The sequence below is a fragment of the Pedobacter frigoris genome (assembly GCF_032678645.1).
GTDB classification, from domain to species: Bacteria; Bacteroidota; Bacteroidia; order Sphingobacteriales; family Sphingobacteriaceae; genus Pedobacter; species Pedobacter frigoris_A.
The window spans coordinates 1,039,495-1,057,994 of sequence record NZ_JAVTSP010000001.1 but is presented as its reverse complement, the minus strand read 5'-3'; the positions used below and the strand labels follow the sequence as shown (position 1 = coordinate 1,057,994).

Here is an 18,500-nt window from a genome sequence, read left to right as displayed (position 1 = left end):
ATATTGCATCAGACAGGGATCGGGAGGATTAAAACAGAAATAATTATCTTGCTACACCCCTTACAATTACAACCTGGCCGCCTTCGCTGTTGTTCACTAAACGAGTTGATCCGCCATCGGCGTTTTTATATTTATCGCTTGTCCAGGTATGTGGGTGAAGGTTAACTATAAAAGTATCGGGGATACCAGTAAGTGCAGAGACGTCGTACATCGCGCCATATTCCCATGAGCTCAACTGCTGGTTGTTAGATGGATTGTATTTTGTATTAAATGCAGTTTCGGTTCTGCGGTGGTTCATTTGCAGCATAGGTTTTAGTGCTTTGCTACCCATTGAGAACTGCCATATGGTTCCGTCGTGATCATTGTTCTTATAGAATGAATCGCCGTCTTCCTGTATGTACACATAGTTTTCAGTAACGCAAAGGTTATCCGGGTTTACAATACTTTTTCCTGGATTATCATTTCCGTCAACAGCTACTTCTAATTTTCCTTTTAACGGATTGGTAGCATCAAGAACCAATTTATACACACGGCCCCACATGGTTTTTCCGCTTACAGGAGTCAGCTTGTCGCCCTGGCTCACACCAGTAGCAGTAAAGTAAACCTCGCGGCCATTAGCAGCACTTCCTTTTCTGTAGTCGATATCTTCCACACGCGCCAGCATCAGCGCTTTTTTATCTACCGTCTGCTGTTGCAACTGAGCACCCGTACTGCTTTTTACATTGTCCAGCTCAACGAATTCTACATCATAGCTCTGGCCTTTTGACATGTTGGTTTCAACAGGGTCATTGTTTGATCTTTTCAACACGTATAGTTTTCCATTGTTGAGGTCTCCCTGAGTATTGGACAGATACATAGCAAGTTGTCCGTCGCTTTCATCTTCGCCGATCATTACAATGGTTTTTCCCGGGAAAGCACCTTTAGGTAGCGGTACTGCATTTTCAGCACTCCATCTGCCCAATGCAGCTTGAGTACGCTGGTTGTTTTTCTTATCGGCAGGAGCCAGAGGGTCAATTGCGTGGATCATAGATTCAGCACCACTTTCACCAGCGGTAAGGAATACGGGCTTTGAGAAACCATGTTCTTCAGGAGTAGCCATTGTAGCAGAGCACAGACGGGTCATTCCACCATCAGAATCAACGATGTACTCACCTTTAACAGGTTTGAAGTTTTTATCTAGATATACCCTTGAAACCGACTGTAGGATTTCATGGTTGTTGATCATCACAAAACCTTCTCCCGAAGGGTTTTTGATAATGCCTGCACCGTCGGGCTGAGCGCCAAATATAAATGAAGGAGACTCTGGCAATACATCATCACTGCTGATGAGCGTAGTGATTTTTAGTCCTTCAAAACCTGCCATGGATTTTACCAGGGAAGGATTTACAGAATAGTCTTGAAGCTGGGCAGGAATGACGATAGCTGGCCTGTCTTTTCTGCATGCAGTTACCGCTACGGCAGTAGCCGCAAAAGCTGCAATGGCAAATGTTAAATTTCTTGCTCTAAATAGGTTTTTAGTCATGATTTGTTTTTCGTTTGTCTGACGCAAACCTACCGTGCCAATGTTGCCTGAAATTTAAATGTGTGTTAAGTAAAAGAGGTTGTATCTATTTAGAATTGATCTATAGATTGGGGTTAATGAGGGAGTTTATCTTTGATGATTCCATAGATATAAGTTCCGGCCAGGGCTCCGATAATTACAATTAACATGGCTAAATAACCATAGCCTACATTGACGAACATTGGCCCCGGACATGCGCCTGTGAGTGCCCAGCCCAATCCAAAGATGGTTCCGCCGATAATATACCTGTAGAATGTTTTTTCCTTGTTCTGAAAAGTGATCTGTTGCCCTTCGCTGGATTTCAGTTTCAGCTTTTTAATCAGGAAAACGGCAATTACACCAAGGGTCACAGCTGTTCCAATGATTCCATACATATGAAAAGACTGAAAACGAAACATTTCCTGAATCCTAAACCAGGAGATGGCTTCTGATTTGGTCATGATGATTCCAAAAAGAATGCCTGCCAGTATAAATTTAAGTGCTTTCATTAGATTAAAATAAGTAAGGCATAATTAAAAAAGTCATGATCAGTCCGCCGATAAAGAAGCCAATTACTGCAATAAGAGATGGCAGCTGCAGATTAGATAACCCGGAAATCGCATGTCCGGAGGTACAACCGCCAGCATATCTGGAACCAAAGCCAACCAGGATTCCACCAAAGAGCAATATCAGTATCACTTTGGGTTCTTTCAGTGAAGCAATGGAGAACAACTCATCAGGATTTATTCCGCCTTTGAATGAGATGCCTATTTTTTGCAGGTCGGAGATGGTGGCTGCGGATAATTTCAGGTCTTCGGGATCGCTTAAGTAATGTGAGGAGATGAAACCACCGATGATTGCTCCGACAAGAAACAAAAGGTTCCAGCGCTGTGCTTTCCAGTCAAAGTCAAAGAATTTTACCTTTTTGCCAGCTCCTGCAATGGTACAAATGGTCCTGAGATTCGAAGAGAAACCAAATGATTTACCCCAAAAGACTAACAGCAACATGATGACTACGATCATGAAGCCGGAAAAATACCAGGGCCAGGGTTGTTTGATCAGTTCAAGCATTTTCTGATTATTGAATGATCTGCAAAGGTAAGGGTATTATTCTGGTAAGTTATAAATGGTTTTTAAGCATTTTTTATGAGAATGGATTCCAGCACATTGGCTGCGTCGTCACATTTGTCGGTCGCCATCTCAAGGGTCTGCAATACATCTTTTTGTTTGATCAGTTCAATTGCATTCAGTTCCGTGCCAAAGAGTCCAGCTACAGCTGTATTGCAAAGATGATCTGCATGGCTCTCTCCTTTGTTGATGCGCAGACAAACTTCAGCAATCAGTTTCGTGTTTTTAAAGCTGCGGAGCTCCGCAATGGCGCTGTTCAGGTCAACACACATTTCCAGAATTAAATGGGCGAGGTCTGGCATTGCTTTGTTCAGCACTTTTATGTTGTAGAGGCTGATGTTCATTGCCGAGGCATAAATATAGTCGGCAATATCGTCGAGTGAGCTCGCCAGGGCGTGTATGTCTTCACGATCAAACGGTGTAATAAAGCTTTTTCCCAGTCCGAGAAAAATGGCATGGGTGATGTCGTCACCGGCCTGTTCCAGTCTTTCAACTTCTGATATGTATGTTTTTCTTGCTTCAGTGTCATCGGTATTGACAGCTGCAACCAGAGCCTCAGCTATTTTTACCAGGTTGGCGCCAGCCTGTTCAAAAAGAGGCTGGAAGATTTTATCTTTCGGACTAAAAAAGTTGAAAACACTATTCATCGGTTTTTGATTTTAACAAAAATATAGATGCAATGTTAACGCAGCATAAAGTTTAATGTCTGATAATGTTGTATTTACATTATCGGTTTGTCAATAGTGATGCTTGCGGATAATTAAGGGCCTTCGACTGACCAGCTTCGTAACTGATAGAGGCCAGCTTCGGGGATGCTTCGCAAAAGGGTACCCGTTTTCCGAAGCAATCCCCTGTCAGTTATGAATCAGTTACGGATCAGTCGAGGAGTAGGGGTTAACAAAATCTTAATATTCCTGATATGAGGTTATTATAGAAATTATTTTACAGCTTTGTAATAAGATTCGTTGTGAATTTAACGCAACGGATAAGGGGATATTATTCATAATGGCAAAAGCGATTCATAAACTGATGAATGAGGCCGAACTCTTTGCTGGACTTGCAAAGGGTGATGAGCAAGCTTTTGAAGCAATTTACCGCCATTATACCCGCCGATTATTCCCATATGTGCAGAAGCTGCTGAAGACACCTGAGCTTTCGGAAGAGCTGATTCAGGATATTTTTGTTCAGATATGGATGAACCGTCATGTTTTTGCTCATGTGGAATACCCAGCCTCATATCTGTTTAGCATAGCAAACAGGCAGGCATTGAAATACCTGAAAAAGGTGGCCAGTGATGCCAGGATATTGAAAAAAATAATGGATGGCTCTGAACCGTATAGCAACGAAACTGAAGAGCAGATCATCTTGCGGGAGAGTGTAGAGGCAATTAACCTGGCTGTTGCACAATTACCCGATCAGCGCCGGCTCATTTGGGAACTTAGCCGAAATGAAGGCTTAAGTCATGATCAGATCGCAGAAAGGCTGAGTATTTCCAAAAATACGGTGAAGAATCAAATGGTCCAGGCTTTAAAGCATGTGCGTAATTTCATAGACAGGCGGGCTGGGGTACTGAGTGTTTCAATAATTATTCTGCTGTCTGACAGTAAGTTATAATTTATTTCATTTTCTGAATAGTCCTATGCAGGGCTTTGTTGTACTTATCTACTAAACAAGGAAAATGCAAACAGATCCATCATCCATTCAAGTACTATTTGCAAAGTATGTAAAAGGCAAAGCTTCTGCTGAGGAGACGGAACTTCTTTTTCAGTTGATCGGAGCAAATAAACACGATCCTGAAATACTTCGTCTGTTAGATTCGGAGCTGGCTGAAACTTCGTTTGTTGCATATGACCCCGCCTGGGAATTGACTTTGGAAAAGATTAAGGAAGAAGTGTTGGAAGGAGAGGAAATGACATTAGCTCCGAAACGAAATTATAGGCTTTGGTATCGCGTTTCAGTAGCAGCAGCAATTTTACTCGTGATTGGAGTGGGGCTTTGGTTTTACTCCGCTACTCGTCATCTCGACGATAGGAGAGATCTCTTGAACTATGCTAACGATATAGCGCCTGGTAAAAACGGTGCGACCATCACACTGGCCAATGGCAAAGTCATCCAACTGAGCGACATGAAGAGTGGAGTAGTGATCGGCTCTGCCGATTTGAAGTATGATGATAACACCCTTGTCATCCAGAGCGATAGCGAAGGATCTAGATTCCTCGAAACTCGGAATGACAAAGTCCTCGAGATGACGGCAAAAACAACCAAAGGCCAAACCTACGAATTTACCTTACCTGACGGTACAAAAGTCTGGCTAAATGCGGCTTCATCTATAAAATTCCCATCGAAGTTTACTGGAAGTGAAAGAATTGTGGAGCTAACTGGGGAAGGGTATTTCGAAGTAGCAAAAGACAAAAAACATAAATTTATGGTTAGGAGTGCGGGACAGGAACTGTCGGTTCTTGGAACGCACTTTAATGTGAATGCTTACGCGGACGAGGGCAGTGTAAAGACTACTTTGCTGGAGGGATCAGTTCGCGTTGCTATAGACGGTCGTCATTCCTCTAACGCTCCACGTCATCCTGAATTTATTTCAGGATCCCGGAATGGAAAGGCGAATACGCAGACTATCATCCTTAAACCAAACCAGCAATCGGTCCTAAATAATAATACCGGTATCAAAGTTCAACAAGTAAACCCTGAGGATGCGGTAGCATGGAAAAACGGTCTGTTCGTATTTTACAATGAGGACATCAAAAGTGTGATGCGAAAGGTGTCACGCTGGTATGATGTGGATGTGGAATACGCCCAAGGTTTTAAGAGCCAGACTTTCGTAGGAACCATTTCAAGATTTAAAAATATATCCAGTGTTCTGGAAATGCTGGAAACAACCGGGGCTGTTCACTTTAAAATAGAAGGAAGGAGGGTTGTGATCAGGAATTAAATCTACAAAGAAAGAAATGAGGTAAAACAATACCGGGAATGCGCTAACACTCCCGGAGGATGTTTGGCCATCATTAAAAATCAATTGCGAAATCAAGTAATAAATCGAACCAAACAAAACAAATGTATGAATTTTTATAACGTATTCAGGCTATGGAAAAGCTTTCATGTGCCCATACAAATCTATCGGATTATGAAGGTTGCTATACTTCTTATTACCGTTGCCTTAGTACAGGTCAGTGCAGCCACCTTTGGTCAAAGGGTGAGCATAAATATGCACAATGCATCTCTTGAAAAGGCCCTGCTGGAAATAAAACAGCAAACAGGATACAATATGCTATATACCCTGGAAATTTTGTCTAAATCTAAACCAATCAGTATTACGGTCAGGAACAATGATATTTTGAAAACACTGGATCAATTATTTGAAGGCCAGCCTTTGGAATATGTAATTAAGGAACATACTGTGGTCGTTAAAGAGAAAACGCCTTCCTTTCTGGATAGAACTGTTTCTGTCATCCAGAGCGCAGCGAGGGATCTATTTTCTGCTATTGATGTCTCTGGTTTGGTATTCGATGAGAAAGGGCTGCCGCTAGCCGGAGTTACGGTGAGGGTGAAGGGGACGAATAAGGCGACTTTTACGGATAATGCGGGAAAGTTTTATTTGTCTGGTGTTGATGATGATGCGGTGATTGAGTTTAGGATGGTTGGGTATAAGGTTAAGGAACTTTCGGCAAAGAATAAGTTTGAAGAGATACAATTGGAAATTGCCTCAAAGGAACTGGAAGAGGTCGTTGTTGCTTATGGCAAGACCACGCAACAAGCTTTGACGGGGGCGGTTACAGTAGTGAAAGGTGAGCAGATTGAGAACCTACCGAACAGGAGTTTTGACAAGAGTTTGCAAGGATTAGTGCCGGGACTACAGATTACAAAAGGCACAGGTCAACCAGGCGGAGGTATGAGCAGTATTATATTAAGGGGGATATCAAGTGGAGGAGACCCGCAATCTGGCTCAACAGTTAGAAATCCGCTAATCGTGATTGATGGAATACCTGTAACTCAGGATAATTTTCAACTGAGCATGACTGTATCCGGAACACCTGTAACTAATCCAATTGCACAATTGAATCCTTCGGATATAGAAACAATTTCTGTTCTTAAAGATGCAGCGGCAATCGCTTTATATGGATCAAAGGCCAGTAATGGGGTGATTTTGGTAACCACTAAAAAAGGAAAACAGGGGAAACAAACCTTTAGCTTTCGCTCGCAAACGGATCTTTCTGATGTTCCACAGAGGTTGTTTAGTTCAGTCCCAACCAGTGAACAGTATCTGCAGCTTTTATTTGAAACCTATAAAGCCACAAGTTCGACATGGACAGATGCAAGTGTTAAAAGCGATTTGCTTAAAAAATTCCCATACATAGTTTCAGGTACTGACAGCAGCTTTTATCCAGCACCAGATTGGAAGAATGCTATTTTTAGAAATGGGGCAAAGACTTACTCAAACGAAATCTCACTATCCGGCGGATCTGAAAAAGGCAATTATTACCTGAATTTTGAAAATACAAAACAGAACGGAATTGTAAGGAATACAGATTTTGATAGAAAATCTTTCAGGATGAATTTAGAAAATAAGCCATTACAGTGGTTGACTTTAGGAACAAACACTTTTTTATCCTATAGCGTTCAAAATGTATCAGACCTGAATGAGGGCGAAAGTACGTTCGGGCTCGTGCCCACCGTATCGCCACTGATTCCTATAAAAGATAAAGATGGCAAATATATATTAACCTACAAATGGGGGGCACCGGCTACGGCTTTTCCTAATCCTGTTGCTAAACTCGAATATGATATTGCCAGAAACACATCATATAGGGGGCTGAGTAAAATTTATGGTGAGGCAAGGTTTTTAAAATATTTCACACTTCGCTCAAGTCTTGGCGTGGATTTTATGTTCGCAGGAGTTAAAGAGAAAATAGATCCGAGATTTAGACAAGGCACCTCTGGTGTAGGTGTAATTAAAGAGGGAAATACCCAAAGGGCCACTTTGATAACAAATAATATTCTCGACTTTAAGCTACTCAAAAATTCCAATCATTATATCGGAGGACTAATTGGTCACGAGGCACAAATCGTTACTAGTAAAGTATTATCTGGAGAAGCAAGAGGTGATACAACGGCACTTTCAATTTACGACCAATTAACAAGCCCTGGTTACAGTGTTTCATCTCTTTACGGATCTAAAACTAAACAAACCTTGCTTTCCTGGTTTGGGCAGTTGAACTATGGATTTAAAAATAGATACTTTTTATCCTCGAGTGTTCGTTGGGATGGATCTTCCAGGTTTGGAGATAGAGAACGGTGGGGCAATTATTGGTCGGTTGGAACTGGGTGGGTAGTCACAGAGGAAGCCTTTTTAAGAAAGAATAACCTTCTTAACTACCTAAAATTAAGGGGAAGTGTTGGGGAAGCCGGAAACTCAGAGGCCGTTAATCCGTCAACAAAATTTGACATATTGGTACAAGGTTCTTACGATGGAAGAACTGCGGTAGTAGCCACTCCTTCACCAGGAAATAGAGATGTAAAATGGGAAAAGACTTTTTCTTACGATGCGGGATTAGATGCAAGACTATTTAATGACCGTATTAGCTTAACACTGGATATGTATATTAAAAAGACAAATAACTTAATATATACTATCAATTTACCCTCCATAAGTGGATTTAGTTACGTAAGCGAAAATATAGGCGATGTCAATAATAAAGGCCTTGAAGTTTCAATTTCCGGCGATGTAATAAAACTATCAGCCTTTCGCTGGAATATGGGAGTGACCTGGAGTATCAATAAAAATATATTGACGAAAGCTTATGTACCGTTAATTACCCTAACTTCCGGAACCCTGGCAAATGAAGTAGGTAGAAATATGAACTCATTTTATCTTCGGGAGTGGGCAGGTGCCAATCCACAAGATGGTAAACCCCAATGGATAGGAATAAATGGCTTGCCGACAAGCAATAGTAGTCTCGCCAGAAGATCTTTTGTTGGCAAACCTCAACCAGACGGATATGGAGGCTTAACAAATAATTTGTCTTACAGAGGCTTACAACTAACCGCCCAATTTTATTACCAGTATGGAAGCTCTTTCCTAAACGATAAATTGAGAACATTGGCCAATGATGGATCTATACCTTACATTAATCAATCTCTTAGCGCATTTAATTATTGGAAAAAACCAGGTGATGTATCTAACAACCCCAGAAGGATGTTAAATAATACAGATAGCGGAAACCTTATATCAACCCGCTATTTATTTGATGCAGATTACCTCAAGCTAAGTAATGTCTCTTTGGCGTATACTTTTCAGCATCCAATACTTGATAAAATAAAATTGAGACAATTAAAGGTCTATGTTCAGGGAGATAATTTAGCCATTTGGACAAAGGCTTCCGATCAGGATCCAGATAATGCAAATGTAACCGGAGGGATTGGAAGCCCGTATCCTAATCAACGAACATTTAGTTTAGGCTTGCAGGCCAATTTTTAAAACGTAAATAAAAGACCAATGAAAAAAAGATATATAGTGATAACAACAAGATATACCGCAATTTGCTTTATTGTAACAATTTGTTTGTTCATCGTTTCCTGCGGTAAAGATTTTTTGAATGTGCCGGTAGCAAGCACTATCATTAAGCAAGATTATGTAAAAGATCTTCAGACGAACCAGGAGTTTTTGAACGGTATTTATTATACATTATCAACCCAATTGGGAAGTCCTTCGGCATTGTATGCTGACATTGTAGCTGATAATATTAACCCCAGTGCTGGATTTTCCGTTGAACAGGTCCAATATTTAACCCATTACAATTGGCAGCAAAACGCAGATGATAAAACATCTTCTTTTAGCAATATGAATCATCTTTCTTATTCTTTGTATGGAGTTATAGCAAGCTTAAATTTTTCTATTGAATCGTCGATAAAATTCAGATCTGAGAATGCCGAGAAAGCAGATTTAATCAGAGGACAGGCTTTAACACTTCGTGCACTATCCTATTCATATTTGCTTAATTTTTTCGCACAGCCCTATTCATACACTGCTGATGCTTCACATTTAGGTGTAGCGATTCAGATATCTGATGATTGGCGAGTATTACCAAAACAACGCAGCACAGTTAAAGAAGTTTATGATTATATCATTAAGGATTTAAATGCTGCAATTTTGCTAATGCCGCCAATAAAAGGAAGTACGTTATTCGTTAATAAATATGCTGCCGCCGGTTTGTTATCTAGAGTATTGCTTGCAAAAGGAGACTATTCAAATGCGAGAAAATACGCCAGAATGGTCGCAGAAGTAATGCCTCTGATGACGGTAAACTATCCGTCAAAACTGTTTACCCTACAAGAGACAGAAGCCATTTTTCAAATTCCTCAAAACGAGCGGAGCCCAATCTTGTTTGCATCATTTTACTTGAGAACAAATGTGCTTTACAGGCCATCGGCGGATATGGTGTCCTTATTAAATGAGAGTGCAACAGATTTAAGAGCTTCATGGGTTACAAAAGTTGGCAATGATTGGACAGTCACTAAATTTCCCCAAAGTGCCAATAGCAAAATTACCATTCCCTCGGTTTCTTATTATCCAACTATTTTGAGATCATCAGAAATGTACCTTATTGCTGCCGAATCCTACGCCCAGCTAAATAATACGGATAGCGCCAGATTTTATTTAGATGCTATCAGGAAAAGAGCCGATGCTACTGCTATCGGGACGACTGCGAGCGGAAATGTACTGTTGGAGGCAATCTACAAGGAAAGAAGGAAAGAACTCGCCTTTGAAGGGCATCGTATGTTTGATTTGTTGAGATGGAAAAAGGGAGTAATAAGAACTAATCCTTTGAATGTACAATATACAGAGTTGCCTTATCCAAGCAATATGGCTATTGCTCCAATCCCCTTGAAGGATGTACAATTGGCAGGTATGGAACAAAATCCAGGCTACTAAAAAGTACGAAATTACTAAGGTTTTATATTCTTAAAAGTAAAAAAATGAAATACATAGTTTCAGTAGTATACTTATTGCTGTTATTTAGCTATCAGCCTGTTGATGGACAACAACAAAAACTCCAAACTATAAAAAGAACAATAATTGAAATCTCTGCTAGTGAAGAAAATCAAATTCCTGAAAAAAAGTTAAAATGGAGTGATGCTGAGTTTATACTTGATGTTACAAAGTCAGCTTTCCCTGTTAGGACAAATCATTCTGTAAAATGGTATATTGAATCGATAGGCCCTTTTATATTTCATAGTGCCAGTGTAATTGACACTATAATTGGCAATCTGGTTGAACCCGGAGACAGCATTTATGTTACATTTAAAAAAGGAGAAATTAATTACTCAGGTATCGGCGCTGAGAAGTTAAACCTTTACAGCGAAATAGAAAAACGACTTAACCAAATCAAAAAGCCACCTATTCGTTGGTACAGTATTAATTCACTTCTTGATTTTTATAAATGGAATACATATTGCGATCAGCGCAACGTGGTAGTTAATGATGTTTTGAATAGATATAAATCAAAGATCTCTATTTATGCATTTAACTTTATAAAATCTACTTACTTAGAAAAATCAGAGGCCGATCGTTGTAATGGTTTTTTGATGATTTATACAAAGCGAAAGGAATTTAATTTACCAAATGAAGGTTTAATTTCAATTTATGATTCTTTAATCAGAAATCAGGACAATATCTGGTTACAGACTGAGGAAGCCACAGGCAAAACTGATGCATTTATGTATATCTTTTCTGCCATTGAGGTAAATAGAGATAGTAGTTTCAGAGCTATTCTAGTCGGTGACCCACAGGCCAGGTTTCACTTTTTTGAACTAGCGCATATAAAAATCAAACAGATTTTTATTGGCCGGCAACAAGAAAGGGCTTTGGTTTATCAGCTGGCGGATAAAGGAATAAGAGGATTGCGTATGAATCCTTTATTTGAAAAATTACTTGGTGAGTATTATGAATCTCCCGGGTTTCCTGAATACAAGGCTTATCTAAAAGAATTCGAGGAAAGAGAGATGAAAAGGGGGCTTGCAACTGGAATAAAAGCACCTTATTTTGCGTTGAAGGATGAAAAGGGTAATGAATTTACTTTAGATCGACTAAAAGGAAAGCCTGCGCTATTATTTTTCTGGAAGGTTGGCTGTCCGTTATGTAAAGAATTTTCTAGTTCAATAACGAGCGTACTTAAAAAGTTTGATCTGCATAATCGGTTTTCAATTATAAGCATTTCTAATTCGACTAATAGGGAACAATGGATTCAGGCAATAACAGCCAAGAAAAACAACATTCCAAATTCCACTCATCTTTTTGTAGATGACAATGCACAGGAACAATCTATTTTTAAAGGCTATAGAATTGAAGATTTTCCCACTATTTTTTTGTTAGATGTATCGGGAAAAATAGTCAGGTATCCATTCCCCAACCCCGTATTAGATAAAGGCAAATATTTATCAGACCAAATAGACCATCAATTGGCTTTGCTTAAGGATGGCCCTTACGTAAGGAACAATCTTAAAAACATTACTTCTCATATAATTAATAATTCATCAGTGTCATCTGAAGAATGGAATAATAGGAAATCGGTTAGGCTGGTAGTAGCGACAGATAAGGAAAATATAACGTTTCCGGTAGCTTTAAAAAATAAAATCAGTATAGAACCCAGCGAATTTTTAAAGCCTGAGAAGTTATTTGTGTTATCTGATATAGAAGGCAATTTCGATTCTTTTAGAAAATTACTTCAGAAGGCTAACATAATAGATGAAAAGTTTAATTGGATTTTTAGTGCTGGCCATTTGGTTTTTGCTGGGGATATGTTTGATCGTGGTAATCAGGTTACAGAATGTCTGTGGCTGATTTATTCCCTCGAAGAAAAAGCACGCAAAGCCGGTGGCTATGTACACTTCATTTTAGGAAATCACGAAATAATGAACCTTAGTGGAGACACCAGATATGTTGAACCGAAATATTTAAAAAATTCAAAATTATTAAATATTGCGTATCAGGAATTGTACGGAGAAAACAGTGAGCTTGGAAAATGGCTACGTTCTAAAAATATTATTGAAAAAGTTGGAGATCTTGTATTTGTGCATGGGGGCATAAGCAGTGAGTTTAGCAAGGTAAATATTTCGCTTGCTAAAATAAATGAAGCAGCCCGCTCATTTTACGATCAGCAAGCTAAAGCCTCTAAAGATAGTGATGCCATAATTAGTACAATATTTGGCAGCAAAACTTCTCCATTTTGGTACAGAGGTTATTATACACCTCTGGGACAGCCTGGAAAGACAACCGATACTGAATTGAATGAATCTTTGAATAGGTTTAATGCAAAGAGAATAGTTACGGGGCATACCATTGTGTCTGATACCATTAGTGTGCATTATGATGGTAGGATAATTAATACAGACACCAAGCATGCAAAAGGAATAAGTGAGGCTTTGTTAATTGAAGGGGCTAATTTTTACCGAGTAAATGCTGAAGGGCAAAGGGTGTTGTTATTTAAGGATGAGGAGAAATAACTAGAAATAACATGAAAAAGATATTAATGATATTAATTGTAGGGCTGGTGATCCAGTCTTGTAAAAAAGAAGAAAGCAAGCCTGCTTTGGCTTCCATAACGGTGGTGAATGTGGCTATTGATGTGGCCGGGAGCAAAGCTTATGCTTCAGATAAGAGAATAAATTGGAGTGCCATTGTAGCTGCTGATGTGGTCAATTTCGCGAATTTTAAGCACTTCGGGGTATTTGTTGGTAGCAAGAATGTGGTAGCTGTAAATTCTGTTGATACTACCAAAACTTTGTACGGTGGAACTGCTGAGTTTAAAGAAGCGGGCTTAAATACGTTGTTCCTTTGTGGGCAAGCGGGTAGTTACGAAGGTGTTTACCTCTCTGATGAGAATTTGCCAAATTATACAAACGAAGTTGTAGGCATTAGGTTCATCAACCTGTCTCCGAATAGCCCTGCTATTAGTGTGAACCTTGTGGCTACACCTACAGTAAACGAAACGGCAAACCTATCTTACAAGCAGAACACAGAGTTTAAAACTTACAATGCTGATGCAAATGTTGTAAAAACAGGTATTGCTTTCCAGGTAAAAGATGCTACTACGGGTGTTCTATTGGCTAGTTGTACTTTGCCAGCGACGGCAGTATCGCCCTACACTACGGCAACAGTAGCCCAGGCCAGATTTAAAAATGTAACACTCGTGATAAAAGGATTAGTTGGCGGCACAGGAGCGAACGCTTTTGGCGTGTTCCCGGTGAGTCACTATTGAGAGAATAATTTAGGGTTAGTTAGTAACGAAAGCATGTGCTGGTCTTTTGGGCCAGCCGTGCTTTTTCCATCTAGATTGTATCGTTATGCTAAATTTAAAATTGTCAGAAATAAAGAATATTGAGTTTTTTAGTGAGGGCGGGTATATTCCACCGGACATGAAGGTGGTGATGGGATTTTTGGAATTGCTGGAACGATGCTTTAGGGAGGAGCATGACCCGAAGTTTTATAGTGAGCGGATGGGTCTGAATCTGGAACTATTGACTGGTTTAACTAAATTTTATCTGAGTAAATCAGTCCACAGGCTGATCTGTGAAAGGATTCATCAAGAGGCTATAAAGTTGTTGAGGTATAGTAGGCTAAACATCAAACAAATCAGTTATGAACTTGGATTTAGTGATCCTACGTGGTTTAGCAGGTGTTTTAGCAAAAATGAAGGTATGAGCCCAAGGAACTGGAAAAGGATCATGGTGCATGAAGCCTTAGTCTCGATCTGAGCTCAGTTATTTCTTTCTGCATGTGGTCTACTTTATCCAATAAATGTCTGATGGCATCTATTCCTTCAATATTTATCTCCAGGTCATAATGAAGATGTATATACCGCTCCATTTCTTTTAACTGCGCAACACTAATGTATTTTTCAGTGTCTACAAGCTCAAGCGTAATGATTCCCTGGTCTTCAAGCGAGATGATAAATGAGGGTTCAATATTATAATTGACACAGTATTCTGTAATGGTAATCAGTTGTGTTTCCATGATTCGTTGATTAACTCAGTTGCTGTAATTCTTTAAATAAGTTCTCCTGTTCAGGGGTTAAATTGGTCGGAATCTTAATAGAATAGGTGATGAAAAGATTGCCAAATTCTCCATCCTTTTTGTAGACAGGGAAACCTTTGCCTTTCAACCGCACTTTTGTACCATTTTGAGTTCCCGGAGCAATTTTCAATTTTACCTTGCTATCGAATGTATCTACCGTAACTTCCCCACCTAAAACAGCTGTAAAAAGGTCTATTTCATGATTGCTGTAAAGGTCGTTGTTCAGCCGTTTGAATTTAGGGTCTTCCTTAATGTTAAACGTGATGTAAAGATCACCCGCAGGACCACCATTAGCTCCCGGACTTCCTTGCCCGTTTAATTTGATCACCTGCCCATCGGCTATCCCCGCAGGTATGGTGATGCGTATGTTCTTCCCGTTTACAGTAAGGGTTTGTTTATGCGTTGTGTAAGCATCTTGCAGACTCAGCGCCAGTTCGGCTTGATAATCCTGTCCCTTATATTTCCTGCTGCTGCTTCCTGAAGACCTGCCAGCCCCACCAAACATTGATTCAAAGAAATCTGAAAAACCACTACTGCCAAAACCTTCAAAATCATTTGGATTGAAACCACCAGATGCACCGGCAGAACCTGCATACGGGTTTCCGCCATACTGTTGCTGTCCCTGGTTTTTTCTTGCTTCAGCATATTGGTCGGCATTTTTCCAATGCTCGCCATACTCATCATATTTCTTGCGTTTTTCAGCATCGCTGAGCACTTCATTTGCTTCATTGATTTGCTGGAACATCTTGTTGGCCTCCTGATCATTGGGATTGAGGTCTGGATGATACTTGCGGGCAAGTTTTCGGTAAGCTTTTTTGACGTCATCCTGAGAGGCCTTTTTATCCAGTCCCAGGGTTTTGTAATAATCTATAAATGCCATGTGTGCCTTTTTTAACTACAACAAATGAAAGTACAAAAAAGATGGCAAATGGTATATACTGGTTATTTTTTTGCTTTTTGAATGTAATTATTGAGGAAATGATCGATCCCCGTGGTAGCGTAGCCCAAGAGCCTTGAGTTTTCGCCAAGTTCGGAAGAAGCAATTGTAGTTTTGTCTCTGATCTGGGTCATGCAATAGGTATTGATGGCCTGTTGCATGGGTAAGGTGATGTATTGCTTTGCCTCCGCAATTTTTCCACTCAAAATGATGAGTTCGGGGTTAAACAGCTGAATCAGTACCGCTATTCCTTTCCCCATATAGGTTCCGATATTAGACAATAACTGGATGGCGTATTGGTCGCCCTTATTTGCCGCTTTGATGATCACAGCAGGTTCAATTCTTTCCAACTCTTCATTCGTGAGGTCGTTAAGCATTGAATTTTTGCCAGATAAGATGCCTTCCTTTGCCATTTCTGATAAAGCATTTCCCGAAGCAATCGTTTCCAGACAGCCGTGTTTACCACAATAGCACAATGCGCCATTTTCCACGAAGGGAATATGTCCCAGTTCTCCCGAAAAGCCGCAGGTGCCCTGTCTTAATTTTCCATCCATTATAATTCCCAGCCCGACACCCCAATCCATTAACAATATCAAGGCATTTTGTTTGCCCTTCGCCATTCCATGCGTAAATTCTGCCATTGATGATCCGTTTACGTCATTTTGGATCACAACAGGTAGTTTTAACATGTTTTCGAATGCTGCGGTTAAAGAAATGTTCTCTACATCACTGAGGAAGTAACTGTAATTCTCGCCTTTTTTAGCATCAATCAAGCCGGGCATGCCTATGCTGCAGCCGATCAGCTGGTCGGTAGTTATATTTACTGACTTCAGGATGTCCTGAAGATGGGTATTTAAGATATTGAAGAAGTCTGACCTGCTTTTTGAGATAGGCAGAGCAACTGTCTTCGGCTCAAACACAAAATTATAGTTGTTGTCTATAATGGCTATTTTGGTATGAAATAATTCAATGTCAATGCAGATGATTAGAATTCTTTTATCCTTCAGTCCATATAGGTCAGGTTTTCTACCGCCCATAGAGATACCATAGCCCTTCTTTTCTACCCAGTCTTCGTCTGTTAAGCCATTGATCAGTTTCAAAATGCTAGGCGTACTCATATTCATGATGTCACATAAGCTGGAGACGGAAGAAGGACCCATATTAAAAAGATGTTTAATGAGTTGGTATTTCTGTAACGTCTGTTTACTACCTGAAGATTTTGTTATGTCATTTAATAGACGAAGATTCATAGCTTTAATTACTCTGTTTAGCTAATATATATAACTTATGTTAAAATATTATATAAGTTTTTTTAATACATAAATAAATAGGTAATGTTTTGTCTTTTTGATGATTTCTCGCTAATATTAGCTATCCAAATATTGAATTTTATGTTGCGTATATTAAGCATTACCGGGATAATTCTCCCGCAGAGTGTTAACTTTAAATATAAACCGTAATAGTAACCACCTTTATTATAAGTTTTTCTACAACACAAACAGACAAAATGAAACCTACAGAACCCCAACCAACTAATCCAAGAAGAGATTTTATTAAAAAGAGTGCCATAGGATTGGCTGCATTTACCATTGTGCCGAGATACGTTCTTGGCGGACAAGGATTTATTGCTCCCAGCGATAAACTGACCAAAGCTGTAATTGGCGTTGGTTCAATGGGACGCGGCCATTTTGAATATGAGGGTACCCAGGTTGTTGCAATCTGCGATGTGGATAAAAGACACATTGCACAGGTGCTTCCTTCATTGGATAAAGGAGTGAAGACCTTTTCTGACTACCGTGAGCTAATTAAGTTGCCAGAGGTAGATATTGTACACATTGCAACACCGCCACACTGGCACGGAATTATGTCGGTAGATGCGGCAAACGCTGGTAAGGATGTTTGGTGTGAAAAGCCAATGACCCACACCATAGGTGAGGGTAAGCGCGTGATGGAGGCTGTACAGCAACATGGCAGAATGTTCAGGTTGAATACCTGGTTTAGATTTAAAGATACTTTTTATGGAATGGGTACTACTGTGAAACCGATCAAGAAGCTGGTTGACAGTGGATTGTTGGGTTGGCCGCTAAAGGTTACAGTGGGTAAACATACTGGTTATGACTGGAAGTTCTATTGGGTAGGTAAAGAAAATCTTCCTGTAGAACCTGTTCCTGCAGAACTTGATTACGAAAGATGGTTGGGGCCTGCGCCGTTTAAGCCATATAGCAAGCACAGGGTGCACCAGACATTCCGCGGATACTGGGATTATGATGGTGGCGGATTGGCTGATATGGGTCAGCATTACATAGATCCGATACAATATTTCCTGGGTAAGGACAATGATAGTCCTGTTTCAGTAGAAATTGATGCTCCTCAGCAACATAGCGATGCAGTAGGTACCTGGAGACGTATTACTTATACTTATGCAGATGGTTGTCAGATCATTTTGGACGGAGAAGGTAAGGATACCAATGTGCCTTATATAGAAGGACCAAAAGGGAAACTTTATCCTGGTTTTAAATCAGACATCCCGGATTTACAACGTAAACTAGCTGCTTTCCCTGATCCGGAACCACAAATCACGAGTTTTACTGAGTCGGTAAAAACAAGACAGAAATTTGCTTTGAATGAAGAAAATGGACACCGCTCATGTAATATTGTTAATATCGGACTGGTTGCATTGAGATTGGGCCGCTCACTCAAATTTGATCCTGTGAAACAGGAGTTTATAGACGATGAAGGAGCAAACAAACTGATCAATCCGGTGATGCGTGCACCTTATACTATCTAATAAAAAACTTAAGAAGAATCAATTACCA

Annotated in this window: 15 protein-coding genes; 8 read left to right on the top strand and 7 right to left on the bottom strand. The window is 40.0% G+C overall.

The genetic code is table 11. The features are described from left to right. Window positions 1–43: 43 nt before the first annotated feature. The 4 genes from R2Q78_RS04665 to R2Q78_RS04650 all read right to left on the bottom strand — a co-directional run bounded on the left by R2Q78_RS04665 (window position 44) and on the right by R2Q78_RS04650 (window position 3,315). A complete protein-coding gene (locus R2Q78_RS04665; protein ID WP_316789333.1) occupies window positions 44–1,522 on the bottom strand; it encodes a hypothetical protein in 1,479 nt (492 codons plus the stop codon). 113 nt (window positions 1,523–1,635) lie between these two features. Next, window positions 1,636–2,049 (bottom strand): DUF6691 family protein, encoded by a 414-nt coding sequence (locus tag R2Q78_RS04660; protein WP_316789331.1) that lies wholly within the window; start codon window positions 2,047–2,049, stop codon window positions 1,636–1,638. A 4-nt stretch (window positions 2,050–2,053) separates the two neighbouring features. Continuing rightward, a complete protein-coding gene (locus tag R2Q78_RS04655) occupies window positions 2,054–2,611 on the bottom strand; it encodes a YeeE/YedE family protein (protein ID WP_316789329.1) in 558 nt (185 codons plus the stop codon). A gap of 62 nt (window positions 2,612–2,673) precedes the next feature. Continuing rightward, the gene (locus R2Q78_RS04650; RefSeq protein ID WP_316789326.1) at window positions 2,674–3,315 is read right to left on the bottom strand and encodes a DUF47 domain-containing protein; all 642 of its coding nucleotides are present in this window, start codon (window positions 3,313–3,315) and stop codon (window positions 2,674–2,676) included. A 358-nt stretch (window positions 3,316–3,673) separates the two neighbouring features. Here R2Q78_RS04650 and R2Q78_RS04645 point away from each other — a divergent pair, with 358 nt between their 5' ends. The 7 genes from R2Q78_RS04645 (at window position 3,674) to R2Q78_RS04615 (ending at window position 14,428) form a co-directional block, all read left to right on the top strand. Next, the gene (locus tag R2Q78_RS04645; RefSeq protein WP_316789324.1) at window positions 3,674–4,282 is read left to right on the top strand and encodes an RNA polymerase sigma-70 factor; all 609 of its coding nucleotides are present in this window, start codon (window positions 3,674–3,676) and stop codon (window positions 4,280–4,282) included. Window positions 4,283–4,346: 64 nt separating this feature from the next. Next, window positions 4,347–5,609 carry a FecR family protein gene (locus R2Q78_RS04640; RefSeq protein WP_316789322.1) on the top strand — a complete coding sequence of 421 codons (1,263 nt, stop codon included), beginning with the start codon at window positions 4,347–4,349 and terminating at the stop codon, window positions 5,607–5,609. 126 nt (window positions 5,610–5,735) lie between these two features. Continuing rightward, the gene (locus R2Q78_RS04635) at window positions 5,736–9,152 is read left to right on the top strand and encodes a SusC/RagA family TonB-linked outer membrane protein (protein WP_316789320.1); all 3,417 of its coding nucleotides are present in this window, start codon (window positions 5,736–5,738) and stop codon (window positions 9,150–9,152) included. Window positions 9,153–9,170: 18 nt separating this feature from the next. Beyond that, window positions 9,171–10,607: a RagB/SusD family nutrient uptake outer membrane protein gene (locus R2Q78_RS04630; RefSeq protein ID WP_316789318.1), complete on the top strand. Its 1,437-nt coding sequence runs from the start codon at window positions 9,171–9,173 to the stop codon at window positions 10,605–10,607. Between the two features lie 44 nt (window positions 10,608–10,651). Next, window positions 10,652–13,177 carry a metallophosphoesterase gene (locus R2Q78_RS04625; RefSeq protein WP_316789316.1) on the top strand — a complete coding sequence of 842 codons (2,526 nt, stop codon included), beginning with the start codon at window positions 10,652–10,654 and terminating at the stop codon, window positions 13,175–13,177. 11 nt (window positions 13,178–13,188) lie between these two features. Next, the gene (locus tag R2Q78_RS04620) at window positions 13,189–13,932 is read left to right on the top strand and encodes a hypothetical protein (RefSeq protein WP_316789313.1); all 744 of its coding nucleotides are present in this window, start codon (window positions 13,189–13,191) and stop codon (window positions 13,930–13,932) included. An 85-nt stretch (window positions 13,933–14,017) separates the two neighbouring features. Then, window positions 14,018–14,428, top strand: a complete 411-nt coding sequence (locus R2Q78_RS04615) for an AraC family transcriptional regulator (protein ID WP_316789311.1) — start codon at window positions 14,018–14,020, stop codon at window positions 14,426–14,428. Here R2Q78_RS04615 and R2Q78_RS04610 read toward each other — a convergent pair. The 3 genes from R2Q78_RS04610 to R2Q78_RS04600 form a co-directional block, all read right to left on the bottom strand. Next, complete coding sequence (locus R2Q78_RS04610; RefSeq protein WP_316789310.1) at window positions 14,397–14,687, bottom strand: chaperone modulator CbpM; 291 nt, start codon at window positions 14,685–14,687, stop codon at window positions 14,397–14,399. The two genes, R2Q78_RS04615 and R2Q78_RS04610, sit on opposite strands and share 32 nt — an antisense overlap. 10 nt (window positions 14,688–14,697) lie before the next feature. Further along, window positions 14,698–15,627 (bottom strand): J domain-containing protein, encoded by a 930-nt coding sequence (locus tag R2Q78_RS04605; protein WP_316789308.1) that lies wholly within the window; start codon window positions 15,625–15,627, stop codon window positions 14,698–14,700. Window positions 15,628–15,689: 62 nt separating this feature from the next. Next, window positions 15,690–16,844, bottom strand: a complete 1,155-nt coding sequence (locus R2Q78_RS04600) for an ROK family protein (RefSeq protein WP_316789307.1) — start codon at window positions 16,842–16,844, stop codon at window positions 15,690–15,692. A 347-nt stretch (window positions 16,845–17,191) separates the two neighbouring features. Here R2Q78_RS04600 and R2Q78_RS04595 point away from each other — a divergent pair, with 347 nt between their 5' ends. Beyond that, the gene (locus R2Q78_RS04595; RefSeq protein ID WP_316789305.1) at window positions 17,192–18,472 is read left to right on the top strand and encodes a Gfo/Idh/MocA family oxidoreductase; all 1,281 of its coding nucleotides are present in this window, start codon (window positions 17,192–17,194) and stop codon (window positions 18,470–18,472) included. Window positions 18,473–18,500: the final 28 nt, after the last annotated feature.

Coding starts and splice junctions, on each gene's coding strand:
- R2Q78_RS04665 (WP_316789333.1), bottom strand. CDS start 1,522: ATGACTAAAAACCTATTTAGAGCAAGAAATTTAACATTTGCCATTGCA.
- R2Q78_RS04660 (WP_316789331.1), bottom strand. CDS start 2,049: ATGAAAGCACTTAAATTTATACTGGCAGGCATTCTTTTTGGAATCATC.
- R2Q78_RS04655 (WP_316789329.1), bottom strand. CDS start 2,611: ATGCTTGAACTGATCAAACAACCCTGGCCCTGGTATTTTTCCGGCTTC.
- R2Q78_RS04650 (WP_316789326.1), bottom strand. CDS start 3,315: ATGAATAGTGTTTTCAACTTTTTTAGTCCGAAAGATAAAATCTTCCAG.
- R2Q78_RS04645 (WP_316789324.1), top strand. CDS start 3,674: ATGGCAAAAGCGATTCATAAACTGATGAATGAGGCCGAACTCTTTGCT.
- R2Q78_RS04640 (WP_316789322.1), top strand. CDS start 4,347: ATGCAAACAGATCCATCATCCATTCAAGTACTATTTGCAAAGTATGTA.
- R2Q78_RS04635 (WP_316789320.1), top strand. CDS start 5,736: ATGAATTTTTATAACGTATTCAGGCTATGGAAAAGCTTTCATGTGCCC.
- R2Q78_RS04630 (WP_316789318.1), top strand. CDS start 9,171: ATGAAAAAAAGATATATAGTGATAACAACAAGATATACCGCAATTTGC.
- R2Q78_RS04625 (WP_316789316.1), top strand. CDS start 10,652: ATGAAATACATAGTTTCAGTAGTATACTTATTGCTGTTATTTAGCTAT.
- R2Q78_RS04620 (WP_316789313.1), top strand. CDS start 13,189: ATGAAAAAGATATTAATGATATTAATTGTAGGGCTGGTGATCCAGTCT.
- R2Q78_RS04615 (WP_316789311.1), top strand. CDS start 14,018: ATGCTAAATTTAAAATTGTCAGAAATAAAGAATATTGAGTTTTTTAGT.
- R2Q78_RS04610 (WP_316789310.1), bottom strand. CDS start 14,687: ATGGAAACACAACTGATTACCATTACAGAATACTGTGTCAATTATAAT.
- R2Q78_RS04605 (WP_316789308.1), bottom strand. CDS start 15,627: ATGGCATTTATAGATTATTACAAAACCCTGGGACTGGATAAAAAGGCC.
- R2Q78_RS04600 (WP_316789307.1), bottom strand. CDS start 16,844: ATGGGTCCTTCTTCCGTCTCCAGCTTATGTGACATCATGAATATGAGT.
- R2Q78_RS04595 (WP_316789305.1), top strand. CDS start 17,192: ATGAAACCTACAGAACCCCAACCAACTAATCCAAGAAGAGATTTTATT.